This window comes from Vibrio ostreae, assembly GCF_019226825.1.
GTDB lineage: Bacteria > Pseudomonadota > Gammaproteobacteria > Enterobacterales > Vibrionaceae > Vibrio > Vibrio ostreae.
Genome location: NZ_CP076642.1, coordinates 122,700 through 136,560 on the forward strand (window position 1 = coordinate 122,700; position 13,861 = coordinate 136,560).

At 52.3% G+C, this 13,861-nt stretch carries 14 protein-coding genes and 1 pseudogene; 10 read left to right on the forward strand and 5 right to left on the reverse strand.

Annotated features, from left to right (window positions below; all coding sequences use genetic code 11):
* Positions 1-13 precede the first annotated feature (13 nt).
* Both KNV97_RS00545 and KNV97_RS00550 read right to left on the reverse strand, forming a co-directional pair.
* Entirely contained in the window at positions 14-1,183 is a 1,170-nt protein-coding gene (locus tag KNV97_RS00545) for an isovaleryl-CoA dehydrogenase (protein ID WP_136486837.1), read from the reverse strand.
* A gap of 169 nt (positions 1,184-1,352) precedes the next feature.
* Positions 1,353-1,724, reverse strand: coding sequence for a MerR family transcriptional regulator (locus KNV97_RS00550; RefSeq protein ID WP_136486835.1), 372 nt, complete (start codon positions 1,722-1,724; stop codon positions 1,353-1,355).
* A gap of 297 nt (positions 1,725-2,021) precedes the next feature.
* Between KNV97_RS00550 and KNV97_RS00555 the strand changes: the two genes are divergently transcribed.
* The 7 genes and pseudogenes from KNV97_RS00555 to KNV97_RS00585 all read left to right on the forward strand — a co-directional run bounded on the left by KNV97_RS00555 (position 2,022) and on the right by KNV97_RS00585 (position 9,847).
* A complete protein-coding gene (locus KNV97_RS00555; RefSeq protein ID WP_218561838.1) occupies positions 2,022-3,254 on the forward strand; it encodes a thiolase family protein in 1,233 nt (410 codons plus the stop codon).
* A 114-nt stretch (positions 3,255-3,368) separates the two neighbouring features.
* Positions 3,369-4,863, forward strand: a pseudogene (locus tag KNV97_RS00560) (CoA-acylating methylmalonate-semialdehyde dehydrogenase).
* 131 nt (positions 4,864-4,994) lie between these two features.
* Entirely contained in the window at positions 4,995-6,149 is a 1,155-nt protein-coding gene (locus tag KNV97_RS00565; protein WP_136486829.1) for an acyl-CoA dehydrogenase family protein, read from the forward strand.
* 27 nt (positions 6,150-6,176) lie between these two features.
* Positions 6,177-6,971 (forward strand): enoyl-CoA hydratase, encoded by a 795-nt coding sequence (locus tag KNV97_RS00570; protein WP_218561839.1) that lies wholly within the window; start codon positions 6,177-6,179, stop codon positions 6,969-6,971.
* A 33-nt stretch (positions 6,972-7,004) separates the two neighbouring features.
* On the forward strand, positions 7,005-8,162 hold the full coding sequence (locus KNV97_RS00575) for an enoyl-CoA hydratase/isomerase family protein (RefSeq protein ID WP_136486825.1): 1,158 nt from the start codon (positions 7,005-7,007) through the stop codon (positions 8,160-8,162).
* Positions 8,159-9,061 carry a 3-hydroxyisobutyrate dehydrogenase gene (mmsB, locus tag KNV97_RS00580; protein ID WP_218561840.1) on the forward strand — a complete coding sequence of 301 codons (903 nt, stop codon included), beginning with the start codon at positions 8,159-8,161 and terminating at the stop codon, positions 9,059-9,061. The genes KNV97_RS00575 and mmsB overlap by 4 nt, the downstream gene beginning before the upstream one ends.
* Before the next feature lie 27 nt (positions 9,062-9,088).
* The gene (locus KNV97_RS00585; protein ID WP_218561841.1) at positions 9,089-9,847 is read left to right on the forward strand and encodes an SDR family oxidoreductase; all 759 of its coding nucleotides are present in this window, start codon (positions 9,089-9,091) and stop codon (positions 9,845-9,847) included.
* A 104-nt stretch (positions 9,848-9,951) separates the two neighbouring features.
* Here the strand turns inward: KNV97_RS00585 and KNV97_RS00590 are convergent, their stop codons facing one another.
* Positions 9,952-10,701, reverse strand: coding sequence for a glutamine amidotransferase (locus KNV97_RS00590; protein ID WP_218561842.1), 750 nt, complete (start codon positions 10,699-10,701; stop codon positions 9,952-9,954).
* A gap of 240 nt (positions 10,702-10,941) precedes the next feature.
* On the opposite strand from KNV97_RS00590, the gene KNV97_RS00595 reads away from it, so the two are divergent.
* The 3 genes from KNV97_RS00595 to KNV97_RS00605 all read left to right on the forward strand — a co-directional run bounded on the left by KNV97_RS00595 (position 10,942) and on the right by KNV97_RS00605 (position 12,613).
* The gene (locus KNV97_RS00595; protein ID WP_218561843.1) at positions 10,942-11,745 is read left to right on the forward strand and encodes a MetQ/NlpA family ABC transporter substrate-binding protein; all 804 of its coding nucleotides are present in this window, start codon (positions 10,942-10,944) and stop codon (positions 11,743-11,745) included.
* Positions 11,746-11,944: 199 nt separating this feature from the next.
* Positions 11,945-12,184 (forward strand): YdcH family protein, encoded by a 240-nt coding sequence (locus tag KNV97_RS00600; RefSeq protein WP_136486815.1) that lies wholly within the window; start codon positions 11,945-11,947, stop codon positions 12,182-12,184.
* A gap of 177 nt (positions 12,185-12,361) precedes the next feature.
* Positions 12,362-12,613 (forward strand): DUF2999 family protein, encoded by a 252-nt coding sequence (locus tag KNV97_RS00605; RefSeq protein WP_136486813.1) that lies wholly within the window; start codon positions 12,362-12,364, stop codon positions 12,611-12,613.
* Positions 12,614-12,826: 213 nt separating this feature from the next.
* On the opposite strand, the gene KNV97_RS00610 is transcribed toward KNV97_RS00605, so the two are convergent.
* Both KNV97_RS00610 and KNV97_RS00615 read right to left on the reverse strand, forming a co-directional pair.
* The gene (locus KNV97_RS00610) at positions 12,827-13,081 is read right to left on the reverse strand and encodes a GlsB/YeaQ/YmgE family stress response membrane protein (protein ID WP_136486811.1); all 255 of its coding nucleotides are present in this window, start codon (positions 13,079-13,081) and stop codon (positions 12,827-12,829) included.
* An 84-nt stretch (positions 13,082-13,165) separates the two neighbouring features.
* Complete coding sequence (locus KNV97_RS00615) at positions 13,166-13,849, reverse strand: GntR family transcriptional regulator (RefSeq protein ID WP_218561844.1); 684 nt, start codon at positions 13,847-13,849, stop codon at positions 13,166-13,168.
* Positions 13,850-13,861: the final 12 nt, after the last annotated feature.

The following is a 13,861-nucleotide window of genomic DNA, read 5'->3' on the forward strand; positions in this document are numbered from 1 at the left end:
CTCCGTTACAGGTTTAACGTGACTCGTTGAACAGTTCCCGCCCAATCAATATACGGCGGATCTCTGACGTTCCGGCGCCGATTTCATACAGCTTGGCATCGCGCAGCAGGCGGCCGGCCGGAAAGTCGTTGATATAGCCATTGCCGCCTAACAGCTGAATCGTATCTAACGCCATTTGTGTGGCCAGTTCAGCACTGTACAGAATGGCTCCGGCCGAATCTTTACGGGTCACTTCGCCGCGATCACACGCGCCAGCGACGGCATACACATAAGCACGCGCAGCATTCAGACGGGTATACATGTCGGCGACCTTGGCCTGAACCAGCTGGAATTCGCCGATCGACTGACCAAACTGTTTGCGATCGTGAATATAGGGCAGGACCAGATCAAGACAGGCTTGCATGATGCCCAGCGGGCCGCCGGCCAGAACAACCCGTTCGTAATCCAGCCCGCTCATCAGCACTTCAATGCCGTGATTGATTTTGCCGAGCACGTTGTCATAAGGCACCCGGCACTGGTCAAAGACAAGTTCGCAGGTATTGGAACCACGCATACCCAGTTTGTCGAGCTTCTGGGCTGAAGAGAAGCCGGGAAATTCCCGCTCAACAATGAAGGCGGTAATGCCTCGTGAACCGGCTTCGGCGGCCGTTTTGGCGTACACAACCACCACATCGGCATCCGGTCCGTTGGTGATCCACATCTTAGTGCCGCTGAGCACAAAGTGGTCATTGCGTCGTTCGGCTTTGAGCTGCATGCCGACGACATCGGAGCCGGCATTCGGTTCGCTCATCGCCAGTGCGCCCACCCAGGCACCATCGAGTAATTTGGGCAGATATTTGACCCGTTGATCGGCATTGCCGTTGCGAAAAATCTGATTAACGCACAAATTGGAGTGAGCCCCGTAACTAAGGCCGACGGAAGCGGAGGCGCGGCTGATCTCCTCCATGGTGATGACGTGGGCGAGGTATCCCATGTGCGCGCCGCCGTATTCCTCACTGACCGTGACGCCCAGCAATCCCATTTCGCCGAATAACGCCCACAGGTGCTCGGGAAACTGGTTTTGCCGGTCAATATGGTCGGCGATAGGGGCGATATGCTGAGCAGAAAACGCATTGACCTGCTCTCGCAACATGTCAATGGTTTCGCCCAATCCGAAACTAAGTGGCTGATACTGGCTGTTCATAACACCTCCGCGTCTTTCCTTGCGCAGACACAGCGGGCAGAACAAACGCTGTGGTCACAGAAAGTAGCTAACGAAAGATGAAAATGCTGTTGTAGGAAGCGCCTATTACCTTGAATAAATAAGTACCTGGAAGACATCAGTAACAGGAAGAAATCAGTACTTGGAATCGCTAATTACTAACCTTCAGAGCCTGCTCGCAACGTTTGCGCGCAGCCTCCAACTCTCCCATTACGGCTCCGATGTCATCCAGCTGACGCTGTAAAACCGCCTTTTTATCCTCAATAATATTGAGCATTTTCACTAACTGTGTCTCGCCCTGATGAGCATCGTAAAGCTCAAACAACTCGCGAATTTCGGCCAGAGAAAAACCCAGACGTTTGCCACGCAAAATCAACTTCAAACGGATCTTATCCCGTCGCTGATAGATGCGCACTGTGCCTTTGCGCTCTGGCTGTATTAAGCCCATGTCTTCGTAAAAACGAATACTGCGGGTTGTAATATCGAACTCCTTGGCGAGCTCGCTGATTTTAAAAGTTTCCACTGACCGAAGTCCTCCAACTGCTCATTAGGGCTGGTCTGAAACCAGCGATGAGGGACGTTTGTGCTGTCAGTCACCTGTGACAGAGCCAGGTGATAAATTGTTATTGTTGTTAGTTTGTTTCTTTACGTTTACGTAAATGTTAGTGCTATGCTTACGTAAACGTCAAGAAGCCGCTGGGCGAAAATCGCCGGGTTGAAGCGCCTCAGAAAATCAACGAGGCGATTGTGTTCAGTTGTACCCGCCTATAACAAGCGCCTTGTGGTGAATACTTTCGTCAACGACACCGAGGACGAGGGCATGGGAAAAGCCATTTGGATTGTATCTGCCAAACGTACACCGCACGGGCGCTTTCAGGGTGCTTTGCGAGATTATTCTGCCCCCGCACTAGGCGGGCTGGCCATTAAGGCCGCATTGAATGCCGCGTCAGCGCCGGTTGAGCAGATCGACGAAGTGCTGATGGGCTGTGTGCTGACGGCTGGGTGTGGCCAGGCGCCGGCCCGTCAGGCCGCACTGGCGGCCGGGCTGCCGTACTCTATCGGCTGCAGCACCGTTAACAAGGTGTGTGGTTCGGGTATGAAAACCGTGATGCTGGCCTATGATTTGATCAACGCCGGTGCCGCGCGCTGCATTATTGCTGGTGGCATGGAGAGTATGACCAATGCACCCTATCTTTTGACCAACTCGCGCAGCGGTATGCGGATGGGCCATCAAACAACCTACGATCATATGTTTCTCGACGGATTGCAGGATGCCTATGAAGGCCATTTGATGGGGGTTTATGCCCAGCAAGTTGCCGACAAACTGCAATTTAGCCGTGAGCAGATGGACGAGTGGGCGGCGCTGTCAGCGCAGCGTGCCTGGGAAGCGCAGGATCAGCAACTATTCGTTGCCGAGATGGCGCCGGTGAGTCTGGAGCAAGGGGCGGAAATACTCGATTACGATGAGCACCCGCGTTCGATCCGGCTGGAAAAAATTGCCCGGCTGAAACCTGCATTCAGTGCTGATGGCACGGTGACCGCTGCCAATTCGAGCGCGATAGCCGACGGCGCCTCAGCCTTGATGTTGATGGATGACGAGAGTGCTCTTGTGCAGGGTATTGAGCCTCTGGCGGTGATGCGCGGTCATAGTTCCCACGCCAGGCATCCGTCTGAATATACCTTAGCGCCGGTGTATGCCATTGAGCAGTTGCTCTCACAGCTCGACTGGTCAGCCGATGAGGTCGACCTGTGGGAAATCAACGAAGCGTTCGCTGTGGTGACTCAAATTGCGATCCAAAAGCTGGATCTGGATGTCGACCGGGTTAACGTCAAAGGCGGCAGCTGTGCTCTCGGCCATCCGATTGGTGCCAGTGGCGCAAGAATTCTGGTTACTTTGATTCACAGTCTGCGTCAGTTACAGGCTTTAGGCGTGGATGGTAACCGTGAACACAAAAAAGTCATGCGCGGTATCGCCACGTTGTGCATTGGGGGTGGTGAAGCGACCGCAGTAGCGATTGAAGTGCCGGTGCCTGATGAGGGGCCGCTGTCATGATGTTCTGCTTGACTAATCTCCTGCTACTGAGTCTGCATAGCATGCAGCGTCCCGTTTCTGCTGTCAGTTTGACCGGGCTGATCCCGGTGCGAGCTGACTTGAAAGGATCCGATTATGAGTCATTCTGTCCCGTTATTTATTGATGGTGAGTTTCGCCAGTCGGTGAGCCAGGAGTGGGTGGACGTCACGAATCCGGCCACAAATGAGGTTTTAGCACACCTGCCTTGTGCCACGGAAGAAGAGGTGAACGCTGCAGTGCGTAGTGCGCTGGCCGCGTTTGAGTTGTGGAAAAAAGTCCCGGTACCGGAGCGGGCCAGGCTGATGCTGCGCTATCAGCATTTACTCAAAGAGCATCATGATGAACTGGCGCAACTGCTGTCACAGGAAACCGGAAAAACCACAGCGGATGCCAAGGGCGACGTATGGCGCGGGATTGAAGTGGTGGAACAGGCCGCCAATATCGCCAGCAACATGATGGGGGAAACGGTTGAGAATGTCGCGTCTGATATCGACACTTATTCGCTTATTCAGCCGCTCGGCGTCTGTTGTGGTATTACCCCATTCAACTTCCCGGCGATGATCCCGTTGTGGATGTTTCCGCTGGCGATTGCAGCGGGTAATACCTTTGTCCTCAAACCTTCAGAGCAGGTGCCGCTGACCTCCGTGCGCCTGGCACAACTGTTTGAGCAGGCCGGAGCGCCGCAAGGCGTACTGCAGATAGTGCATGGCCGCAAAGCGCAGGTCGACTTTCTGCTCGCTCATCCGGATATTCGAACCATCTCTTTTGTTGGTTCGGTCAAGGTGGCGCAATATATCTATCAGCAAGGCACTGCCCATTTCAAACGGGTGCAGGCGTTTGCCGGGGCTAAAAATCATCTGGTCGTGATGCCGGATGCCAATAAAGAACAAGTCATCAATAACCTGGTGGGTGCCTCGGTGGGGGGCGGCGGGTCAGCGCTGCATGGCGATATCGGTTGCCATTCTGGTCGGGGAAGCGCGCCACTGGCTGCCGGATCTTAAACAGGCGATGGCCGCCATGCGGCCCGGACGCTGGGATGATGAGCACGCCGCTTACGGGCCGCTTATCAGCCCGCAGGCGAAGCAGAGAGTGCTGAGCCTGATTGAACAGGGGAAACATCAGGGGGCGGTGTGCGAACTGGATGGCAGCCAATGTACGGTTGATGGGCTGCCGCAGGGTAACTGGGTCGGGCCGACCCTGTTTAGTGGTGTGACGACCAAGATGAGCCTGTATCGTGAGGAGATCTTTGGTCCGGTGCTGGTGTGTATGCAGGCGGACAGCCTGGAAGAAGCCATTACTGTCATTAATCGCAATCCTTATGGCAACGGCACGTCGATTTTTACCGCCAGCGGTGGTGCTGCGCGTAAATTCCAGCATCAAGTTCAGGTCGGGCAGGTCGGGATTAACGTGCCGATCCCGGTGCCGCTGCCGTTCTTCTCCTTTACCGGCTGGCGCGGGAGTTTCTACGGGGATTTGCACGCCTACGGCAAGCAGGCCGTGCGCTTTTTTACCGAAACCAAAACGGTCACCGCGCGCTGGTTTGAGGATGATATTCCCGGCGGGCCTAACCTGACCATTCATCTCAGATAAGTGACTCAATCCTCTGCAGCGCAGGCAACCTTGACTGTCAGGCAGAGGCATAAACAGGCAAAAGACAGAGCAAGAGCTCAACAGAGAAAAAGCAAGGCTACAAAAACGGACAGACAGATACGGAGCTCAGTATGGACTTTGAACTGAATGAAGATCAACGGGCGTTTGCCGATACCGCGCGCCAGTTTGCCAGTGAACGTCTGGCACCATTTGCTGCGCAGTGGGATGCAGAACAGTTTTTCCCCAAACAGGTGTTACGTGATGCCGGAGAGTTGGGTTTTCTCGCGCTTTATACGCCTGAAGAAGATTGTGGCCTTGGACTGAGTCGCCTTGACTCGTCGATTGTGTTTGAACAACTTGCGATGGGCTGCACCTCGACCACCGCGTTTATGACTATTCATAACATGGTGACCTGGATGGTCGCCAGCTTCGGGACTCAGGAAGCGAAAGCCTATTTCTGTCCGCAACTGGTGTATGGCAAATGGCTGGGCTCGTACTGTCTGACTGAGCCAAATGCCGGCTCAGATGCAGCGTCACTCACCACCACAGCGCGCAAGCAAGGTGACCATTATATCCTCAACGGCAGCAAAACCTTTATCTCCGGTGCTGGTGAAACCGATGTACTGGTAGTGATGGCGCGTACCGGAGAAGCAGGAGCAAAAGGCATTTCTGCGTTTGTGCTACAGGCTGACACGCCGGGAATCAGTTACGGACGCAAAGAACCCAAAATGGGCTGGAACAGCCAGCCGACCCGCGCGGTGACCCTGGAAAACGTCCGGGTGCCGGAAAGCGGTTTACTCGGACAGGAAGGGGAAGGATTTACCTTCGCCATGAAAGGGCTGGATGGCGGGCGGATTAACATCGCGACCTGCTCCGTCGGCACCGCACAACAGGCACTCAATCAGGCCACACAGTATATGCAGGAGCGCAAACAGTTTGGTCAGTCACTGGCTCAGTTTCAGGGGCTGCAGTTTAAGCTGGCTGATATGGCAACCGAGTTAGTAGCGGCGCGCCAACTGGTGCGCTATGCCGCCAGTAAACTGGATCTCGGGGACAGGGAAGCGACCACTTACTGCGCAATGGCGAAACGATTTGCTACCGACGTTGGTTTTCAGGTGTGTGATGCGGCGCTGCAACTATATGGCGGCTATGGTTACATCCGTGAATATCCGCTCGAACGCCATTTTCGTGACGTGCGTGTACATCAGATCCTGGAAGGGACCAATGAGATTATGCGTCTTATCATCGCGCGGCGGTTACTCAGTGAAGGGTGTGCGATTTGGTAGCGGGAAAGAGCAATTTACGGAGCGATTATGGCTGAAAACATTAATTCGGTAACGCCCATTGAGGTTGAAGTACGTCAGCATGTAGCGGTGGTTACCATGAACAACCCGCCTGCCAATACTTGGACAGAACAGAGTCTGGTGCAACTGAAAGGGCTGGTGGAGTCACTCAATAATGACAAAGATATTTATGCCCTGGTACTGACCGGGGAGGGCGACAAGTTTTTCTCGGCCGGAGCTGATCTCAAGCTGTTTGCCGATGGCAATAAGGCCACAGCTCACACCATGGCGCGCGTGTTTGGCGAAGCGTTTGAAACCCTGAGTACGTTTCGTGGGGTGTCGATCGCTGCCATTAACGGCTATGCGATGGGCGGTGGTCTGGAGGTCGCGCTGGCATGCGATATTCGGGTTGCAGAGCGGCAAGCTGTTTTAGCGTTACCTGAAGCCAAAGTCGGTTTACTGCCCTGTGCTGGCGGAACGCAGAATCTTACCGCTCTGGTCGGTGAAGGCTGGGCGAAGCGGATGATTTTATGTGGTGAGCAGATCGCAGCAGAGCAGGGGCGGCAGATAGGTTTGGTGGAAGAGGTGGTAGAAAAAGGACAGGCGCTGACTTGCGCGCTTGAGATGGCGCAGAACGTGGAAAATCAGTCACCGTCTTCCGTGGCTGCCTGCAAGCGACTCATTCAGCAGACTCGTTATGCGACTCACCAGCAAGGTTTGATCAAAGAACGCGAATACTTCCTCAACCTGTTCGATACTGAAGATCAGACCGAAGGCGTGCAGGCGTTTCTGCAAAAACGCAAACCGCACTGGAAAAACCGTTAGGTCAGAAGATAAACATCAATGTGAGGAGGAGATATGACTGACCGTGTCAGCTTTCAGGAGCTGAGGTGCCGGGATAATGTCCATAAAATTGGCGTCGCGACATTAGACAATCCGGCTTCGCTCAATGCTCTGAGTTATAACATGCTGGCCTTGCTGTTTGACCAGCTTTTACGGTGGCAACACGATGATAATCTGGTGTGTATTTTACTTGAAGGTGGTGGAGAAAAAGCGTTTTGTGCTGGTGGCGATGTCCGCACTATGCACAATGTCATGCGTGATAAAAGTGATGAAGAGATTCAGGCGTTCTGCACCGAATACTTTTCACTTGAGTACCAGTGTGACTATTTGATCCACACCTATACCAAACCGATCATCGCGTGGGGAGATGGGATTGTTATGGGTGGCGGAATGGGACTGTTCATGGGATGCAGTCACAAGGTCGTCACCCCGCGCAGCCGTCTGGCCATGCCGGAAATCAGTATCGGCCTGTATCCTGATGTGGGTGGCACCTGGTTCCTGAACCGTTTAGCACCGGGCATTGGCCTGTTTCTGGGCCTGACCGGCGCGTCGGTCAATGCCTTTGATGCTATTGATATTCGCATGGCCGATTACTTACTGCATTACCAGGACCGTTCGCCTTTGCTGTCGGTGCTGCAGGCTCTGGACTGGCAGGGAAATCACCTGGCACAGGTCAGCCGGGTACTCGATGAACTGGTGGCAAAGGATGGTGATGACGGGGTCAGTAGCCAGCTACTGCCTTATCTGGCTAAAATCCAATCGGCAACTAAAGCCGATACTCTGACTCAGGTGTGCGAACAGATACTCGCAATCGAAGGGCAGGACAAATGGATTGATACCGCCCGGCGTAACCTTGCGGCTGGTAGTCCGATCTCGGCCCATATCTGTTACCGCCAGATTACCCAATGCCAGCAACTGAGTCTGGCCGATTGCTTTAGGCTTGAGCTGAGTTTATCGGTGCGCAGTGGTTTGTTGGGCGAGTTTCAGGAAGGCGTCCGGGCACGTCTTATCGATAAAGATGGAGAACCCCACTGGACATTCAAAAGTGTCGCCAGCGTGGACGATGCGGTGATAGACCAGCTCTTCACCTCGTTATGGCCGGACGAAATTCATCCACTGGCAAGTTTAGAACAGGTGCATCAGTCAATTCCACCTCAAGGAGGCGTGGCATGAAGACGATAGCGTTTATCGGACTGGGTAACATGGGTTCTCCCATGGCAGAAAATTTGATCAAATCAGGCCTCGCCCTGCAGGTGTTTGATCTCAATCGCGAAGCTGTGAAACGGCTGCAACCGCTGGGTGCTAAGGTGGCTGATTCTGTTGAGGAAGTGGTTCAGGGCGCTGATACGGTGATTACGATGCTGCCTGCCGGCGTGCATGTCCGGGCGGTGTATCTGGGCGATCATTCCGGGGCGGTGGGTCTGTTGAATCTGGTTAAGCCCGGCACGTTTCTGATTGATTCTTCCACCATAGACCCTGAGTCGGCACGGATTGTTGCCGAGCAGGCAACCAATAAACAGCTGGATTTTGTGGATGCGCCGGTATCGGGTGGCGTGGCAGGGGCTCAGGCCGGAACGCTGACCTTTATTGTCGGCGGGACAGATACGGCATTTAAACAAGCCCGGCAGGTTCTGCAACACATGGGGAAAAACATTTTCCATGCTGGTAAAGCCGGTGACGGCCAGATGGCGAAAATATGCAATAACCTGATGTTGGGTATTTTGATGTCCGGAACGTGTGAAGCTCTCAATTTAGGCATCGACAACGGACTTGATCCTGAAGTGTTGTCTAACATTATGCTGCAAAGTTCAGGCAGAAACTGGGCCCTGGAATTATATAATCCGTGTCCCGGTGTAATGGAAAATGTGCCAGCCAGCCATGATTACAAACCGGGCTTTATGAGTCAGTTGATGCAAAAGGATCTTGGTCTGGGTATTGATGCCGCTCTGAAAAGCCAGTCATCGATTCCGATGGGTTCGCTGGCACGTAATCTTTATGCCTATCACAATGCGAATGGCAACCAGGAACGGGATTTTTCCAGTCTGTTTGAGTTCTATCGTTCCCGGGGCTGACAGGCAGAGATCAACAGGAGGCTGCAAATGAATCTCAAAGAGAGTGTGATAGCAATTACGGGTGCAGGCCAGGGGCTGGGGCAGATGATGGCGGTCACGCTTGCTCAGGCGGGGGCTGATCTCGCCTTAATCGATACTAATGAAGCGGCTTTGATAGACACTCAGAGGCAGTGTCATATGCTCAGTGCTAAAGCGATTTATTATGTAGCGGATGTCACCAATGAAGCGCAGGTAGTCGACGCATTTCACGACATTGTGGTTGATTTTGGCCAGCTAGACGGTTTGATTAATAACGCCGGCATATTGCGGGATGGTCTGCTGGTCAAAGTGAAAGATGGCGTGGTCAGTAAAATGTCACTCGAGCAGTTTGATAGTGTGATGAACGTGAACGTTACCGGAACCTTTCTGTGTGGACGCGAAGCGGCAGTGAAAATGATCGAAACCAGCAGTAAAGGGGTGATCATCAATATCTCCAGTGTCTCGCGGGCCGGCAACATGGGCCAGACGAATTATTCAGCTTCTAAAGCTGCTGTCGCAACAATGGCGACCTGCTGGGCGAAAGAGCTGGCTCGCTATGGTATTCGGGCTGCCGCGATCGCTCCAGGTATCGTTCATACTGCGATGGCAGACCAGATGAAACCAGAGGCGGTAGAACGTCTTAAAGAAATGGTGCCTTTAGGGCGGATGGGAGAGCCGGTCGAAATTGCCCAGGCGGTGAAATATATACTGCAGAATGACTACTTTACTGGCCGGGTGCTGGAAGTGGACGGTGGCCTGCGCATGTGATTTTTATTGTGCAATACCGTTGAGGTATCAAAAAGCGTCAGTGAATCCACTGACGCTTTTTTTATCACGGCTTGCCTTTTTGTCGCAGCTTATCTTTTGCAGTATTAGGCCGCGCCCAGTGACTGATTTTGCTGTTCGACCAGGCCAGCAAAGTTCACCAGCACCTGTCTGGCATGATGGGTCTCTTTCACTGCCGCTTGCTTGCGTTCATAATCATCAGGTAATTCATGCTGCAAGCCGGCTAACGACAGCTTCATTACTTGCGGGGTAAACTCCGGGTGGAATTGCACGCCCCAGCAACATTCACCGACCCGATAGGCATGATGAGGTTCAAAGTCGCTGCTTGCCAGATGGACGGCATTTTCAGGTAAGGACAGTACCGATTGATAATGGACCGCCTGCGCGTCGAACTGTGCTGGCAGATCGCTAAAGATAGGATCCTGCGCTGCATCCGGCTGTTTGTTGATGGCTATCGTACCGATTTCCAGTCCGTTTGGATGGTAACCGACTTTGCCGCCTAACGCCTGAGCAATCAGTTGGTGACCAAAACAGATCCCGAGCAGCGGAATACTACGTTCAACCAGATCCACGATTTCCCGTGACAGGCGCAGCATCCAGTCTTCTTTGTCAGACGCCATCGCCAAAGAGCCCATGATGATCACGCCTGCCAGATGGTCGGAGTGTGGCAGTGGTTGATTAATACCGTCGTGAAACTCAATTATGGCCGCCTGATTGGCCGGTATCGGATGGCGATGTGCCTCAATGACGTTTTTAGCCCATTGCTCAAATTTACCGAACGTATCTAATTGTGGTTTAGGTGGCAATCCCACATTAACGATTAATAACTTTTTCATGGCGCTCCTTGTGATTCATATTCATCCTTGAACATAATTTCAATCTAGAGAAATATTCTCCTCACTGCAACGAGAATTTGTTGCGTCATAAGATGTGAACCAGCACCAAAATTGGGCAAAAGAGGGAGCAATGATTGAAGCGTTGAGAAAGAAAGATTGCGCTTGCATAAAAAAATGGCCCGCGTAGTATAGAGGTTTAGATGGCTAAACGTCTGTAACCTACAGCATACGGAGAGAGTAATGAAAGGACTTAAGCGAGTCGGTCAATGGGCACTGGCTGCGGCATTGGTAGCAGGTTTGGCGGCCTGTGGTCAGAAAGAACATACTGAAATAAAAGTGGGTGCAACCGTTGGTCCTCATGCTCAGGTCGCTGAAGCGGTCGCCAAAGAAGCGGCGAAGCAGGGCTTAAACGTTAAAGTGGTCGAATTTTCTGACTACATTACGCCGAATGCGGCGCTGGAAGATGGCAGCATTGATCTCAACAGTTACCAGCATCAGCCTTTTCTCGATAACTACAACAGCAGCCACGATTCCCACCTGGTCTCAATTGGTCAGTCAATCCTGATGCGAATGGGAGTATATTCTAATAAGTACCACTCGCTGGATGAGTTACCACAAGGCGCCCGCATTGCGATTCCAAATGATCCGACCAATGGCGGACGTGGTTTGTTGCTGTTTGCTGATAGCAACCTGATTACCTTACGTGAAGGGGCTGGATTTAAGGCGACTCTGAACGATGTGGTTGAGAATCCGAAGGACTTTCAGTTTGTTGAAGTGGATGCCGCTCAGTTGCCACGCACTCTGGATGATGTCGATGCTGCGGCAATTACGATGAACTATGTCATGTCAGCCGGGCTGGATCCGAAAAAGCAGGGGATTTATCTGGAATCCAAGCAGGCACCTCTGGCGGTGATGGTAATTGCGGCGCGCGAGCAGGACAAAGACAACGAAGATTATAAAAAGTTCGTCCAGATTTATCAGTCTGAAGGCATCCGTGAATATATGCAGCAAGCCTTTAAAGGCACAATTGAGCCCGCTTTTTAAGGAGTTAGGGCTGACAACTCAACCGCTGTGGTTATCCATAGCGGTTTTTTATTTTTCCCGGTCTGGGAAATGGATCTCAGAATGACGAAACCTGAAAAATGCTGACTTGAGTCATGGTTACAGGCTGCTACATTTACTATTGTGCGGCTCAAAAAGTGCGCACCTTATTTGTGTGACCAACCAACTTAACGAGGTTTCTATGCTAGGCGAAAATCACTCTTTAGCGCATGAGTATCCAGAACATATGGACACCATTTCCCAGTTAAGCGCGAGCGATGATACGTTTGCAGAAAATGCGTCAAATTACGATGCACTAGACAGAGAAATTAGAAAGTTAGAACTGCGAGGTGCACCGATTGATGATCACAACATGAATTCGATGAAGCTCAACCGGGCAGAGCTGAAAGATTGGCTCCATTCCCGAATCATGAACGTCTGAAACCCGGCGACAATCATCGGTTGGTAACCACAATACCAGCCCGCCAAACAGCCACCCTATGGGTGGTTGTTTGTTATCTGCGCTTTATACTGGTTTTATGCATCATTGCCGGTACACGCCTCAGCGCGCTGATGGTAAACTGCGGCTCTGTTTTATTGAGTAGCTAAAGGTAATCTCATGAACCCAATTATTGCGCTGTTGAAAGAGAACAACATCAGTGATCAGCAAATTCGCGAAGTGTTTCAGGCTCTGACCCAAAATCCTCTGATGGCGATGGCCACCATCAGCCAACTTGGTCTACCGCAGGAAAAACTGCAACTGCTGATGGGCCAGGTGATGCAAAACCCGGCTTTGATTAAAGAAGCGGTAGAAGAACTTGGACTGGACTTCGCTAAAGTTGAAGAAGCAAAAGCGAAACTACAACAATAAAGGTTGTCGTCAGTTCACAGTGAACCAGGCATTGCGTAGCTAAGACTCTACTCAACGCCTGGTTTTAATAACAGCTGAGTGTTTTAATAACAACTAAGTGTTTTAACCACAACTAAGTGATGGAAAGGCTGCATGAGGCAGCCTTTTTAATCAGTATGATGCTTCGATTCACCCATAATCTCGGCGTATCGTTAAGCTGTCGCCTGTTAGAGGCTACCGTCCTTTGAAGAACCGGTTGTAAACCAGCAACAAGACAATCGCACCGAGGGTCGCCGTCAATATACTGCCCAGATTAAAACCATTGGCGCCACCAAAACCCAGCACGCCGCCGATAAGTCCGCCGACAAAGGCACCACCGATACCTAACAACATTGTGGCTATCCAACCGCCGCCATCTCGTCCCGGCATCAGCCATTTTGCCAAAGCACCTGCAATTAAACCCAGAATGATCCACGCGATGATACCCATATGCACTCCTTATGTTGTTTTGTGTAAGCATAGTCTATGAGTGTCATAGTAAAATGGGCGCATGACAATTTTTGGTCAGCGTCCTTACTGACTGACATAACGCGAAGACGCGAGGAAAGACTGGTGGATATGGGCTAGCATCATGTCCGAGGCTTCATGGGTCATACCTTTGATGACCGATTTGACGATTTCACCGTGCTCAACAAAAGACGAGCGCGCGCGATCGGCCAGTTTGAACTGCGCCCTGCGATAAGGGGCAACCTTAGCTCTGGCGCTGAGCACGGCTTCTTCCACATAACGGTTATGACAGCCATGGAACAGGGCCTCATGCAGTTTGATATTGGCTTTGTCATAGGCATCAATATTACCCGAGGTGACATGCTTATGGCTGTCAAGGTGGATGGCGAGCAGCTCTTCGCGTTCTTGCTGAGTCATCTTGACCGCAGCAAGTCGTACACACAGTGTTTCCATCTCGGCAACGTATTCAAACATTTCTGCCAGGCGGGATACAGGTACGGCACTGACAAACACTCCGCGCCGATGACGATGTTCAACCAGGCCACTGGCGGTAAGCTGTTTCAGCGCCTCACGGACCGGAGTCCGCGAGACCTGGAAACGCTGCGCAAGCTGAGCCTCATCAAGGCGAGTACCTGCGGCAATCACTCCCGCCAGAATATCGTCGGAGAGCGCAATCCGGATACTGTCCGCCAGAGGCACCGACGGGTCAGAGACCAGTGATGCCGACAGTGAATTAGGGTGTTCAGACATTGGCTGATCTCC

What these genes read in the sequence shown, in the direction of transcription:
- KNV97_RS00610 (WP_136486811.1), bottom strand. Translation starts at nt 13,081, where the DNA reads ATGGGTATCATCGCGTGGATCATTCTGGGTTTAATTGCAGGTGCTTTG.
- KNV97_RS00590 (WP_218561842.1), bottom strand. Translation starts at nt 10,701, where the DNA reads ATGAAAAAGTTATTAATCGTTAATGTGGGATTGCCACCTAAACCACAA.
- mmsB (WP_218561840.1), top strand. Translation starts at nt 8,159, where the DNA reads ATGAAGACGATAGCGTTTATCGGACTGGGTAACATGGGTTCTCCCATG.
- KNV97_RS00600 (WP_136486815.1), top strand. Translation starts at nt 11,945, where the DNA reads ATGCTAGGCGAAAATCACTCTTTAGCGCATGAGTATCCAGAACATATG.
- KNV97_RS00555 (WP_218561838.1), top strand. Translation starts at nt 2,022, where the DNA reads ATGGGAAAAGCCATTTGGATTGTATCTGCCAAACGTACACCGCACGGG.
- KNV97_RS00545 (WP_136486837.1), bottom strand. Translation starts at nt 1,183, where the DNA reads ATGAACAGCCAGTATCAGCCACTTAGTTTCGGATTGGGCGAAACCATT.
- KNV97_RS00565 (WP_136486829.1), top strand. Translation starts at nt 4,995, where the DNA reads ATGGACTTTGAACTGAATGAAGATCAACGGGCGTTTGCCGATACCGCG.
- KNV97_RS00585 (WP_218561841.1), top strand. Translation starts at nt 9,089, where the DNA reads ATGAATCTCAAAGAGAGTGTGATAGCAATTACGGGTGCAGGCCAGGGG.
- KNV97_RS00595 (WP_218561843.1), top strand. Translation starts at nt 10,942, where the DNA reads ATGAAAGGACTTAAGCGAGTCGGTCAATGGGCACTGGCTGCGGCATTG.
- KNV97_RS00615 (WP_218561844.1), bottom strand. Translation starts at nt 13,849, where the DNA reads ATGTCTGAACACCCTAATTCACTGTCGGCATCACTGGTCTCTGACCCG.
- KNV97_RS00575 (WP_136486825.1), top strand. Translation starts at nt 7,005, where the DNA reads ATGACTGACCGTGTCAGCTTTCAGGAGCTGAGGTGCCGGGATAATGTC.
- KNV97_RS00605 (WP_136486813.1), top strand. Translation starts at nt 12,362, where the DNA reads ATGAACCCAATTATTGCGCTGTTGAAAGAGAACAACATCAGTGATCAG.
- KNV97_RS00570 (WP_218561839.1), top strand. Translation starts at nt 6,177, where the DNA reads ATGGCTGAAAACATTAATTCGGTAACGCCCATTGAGGTTGAAGTACGT.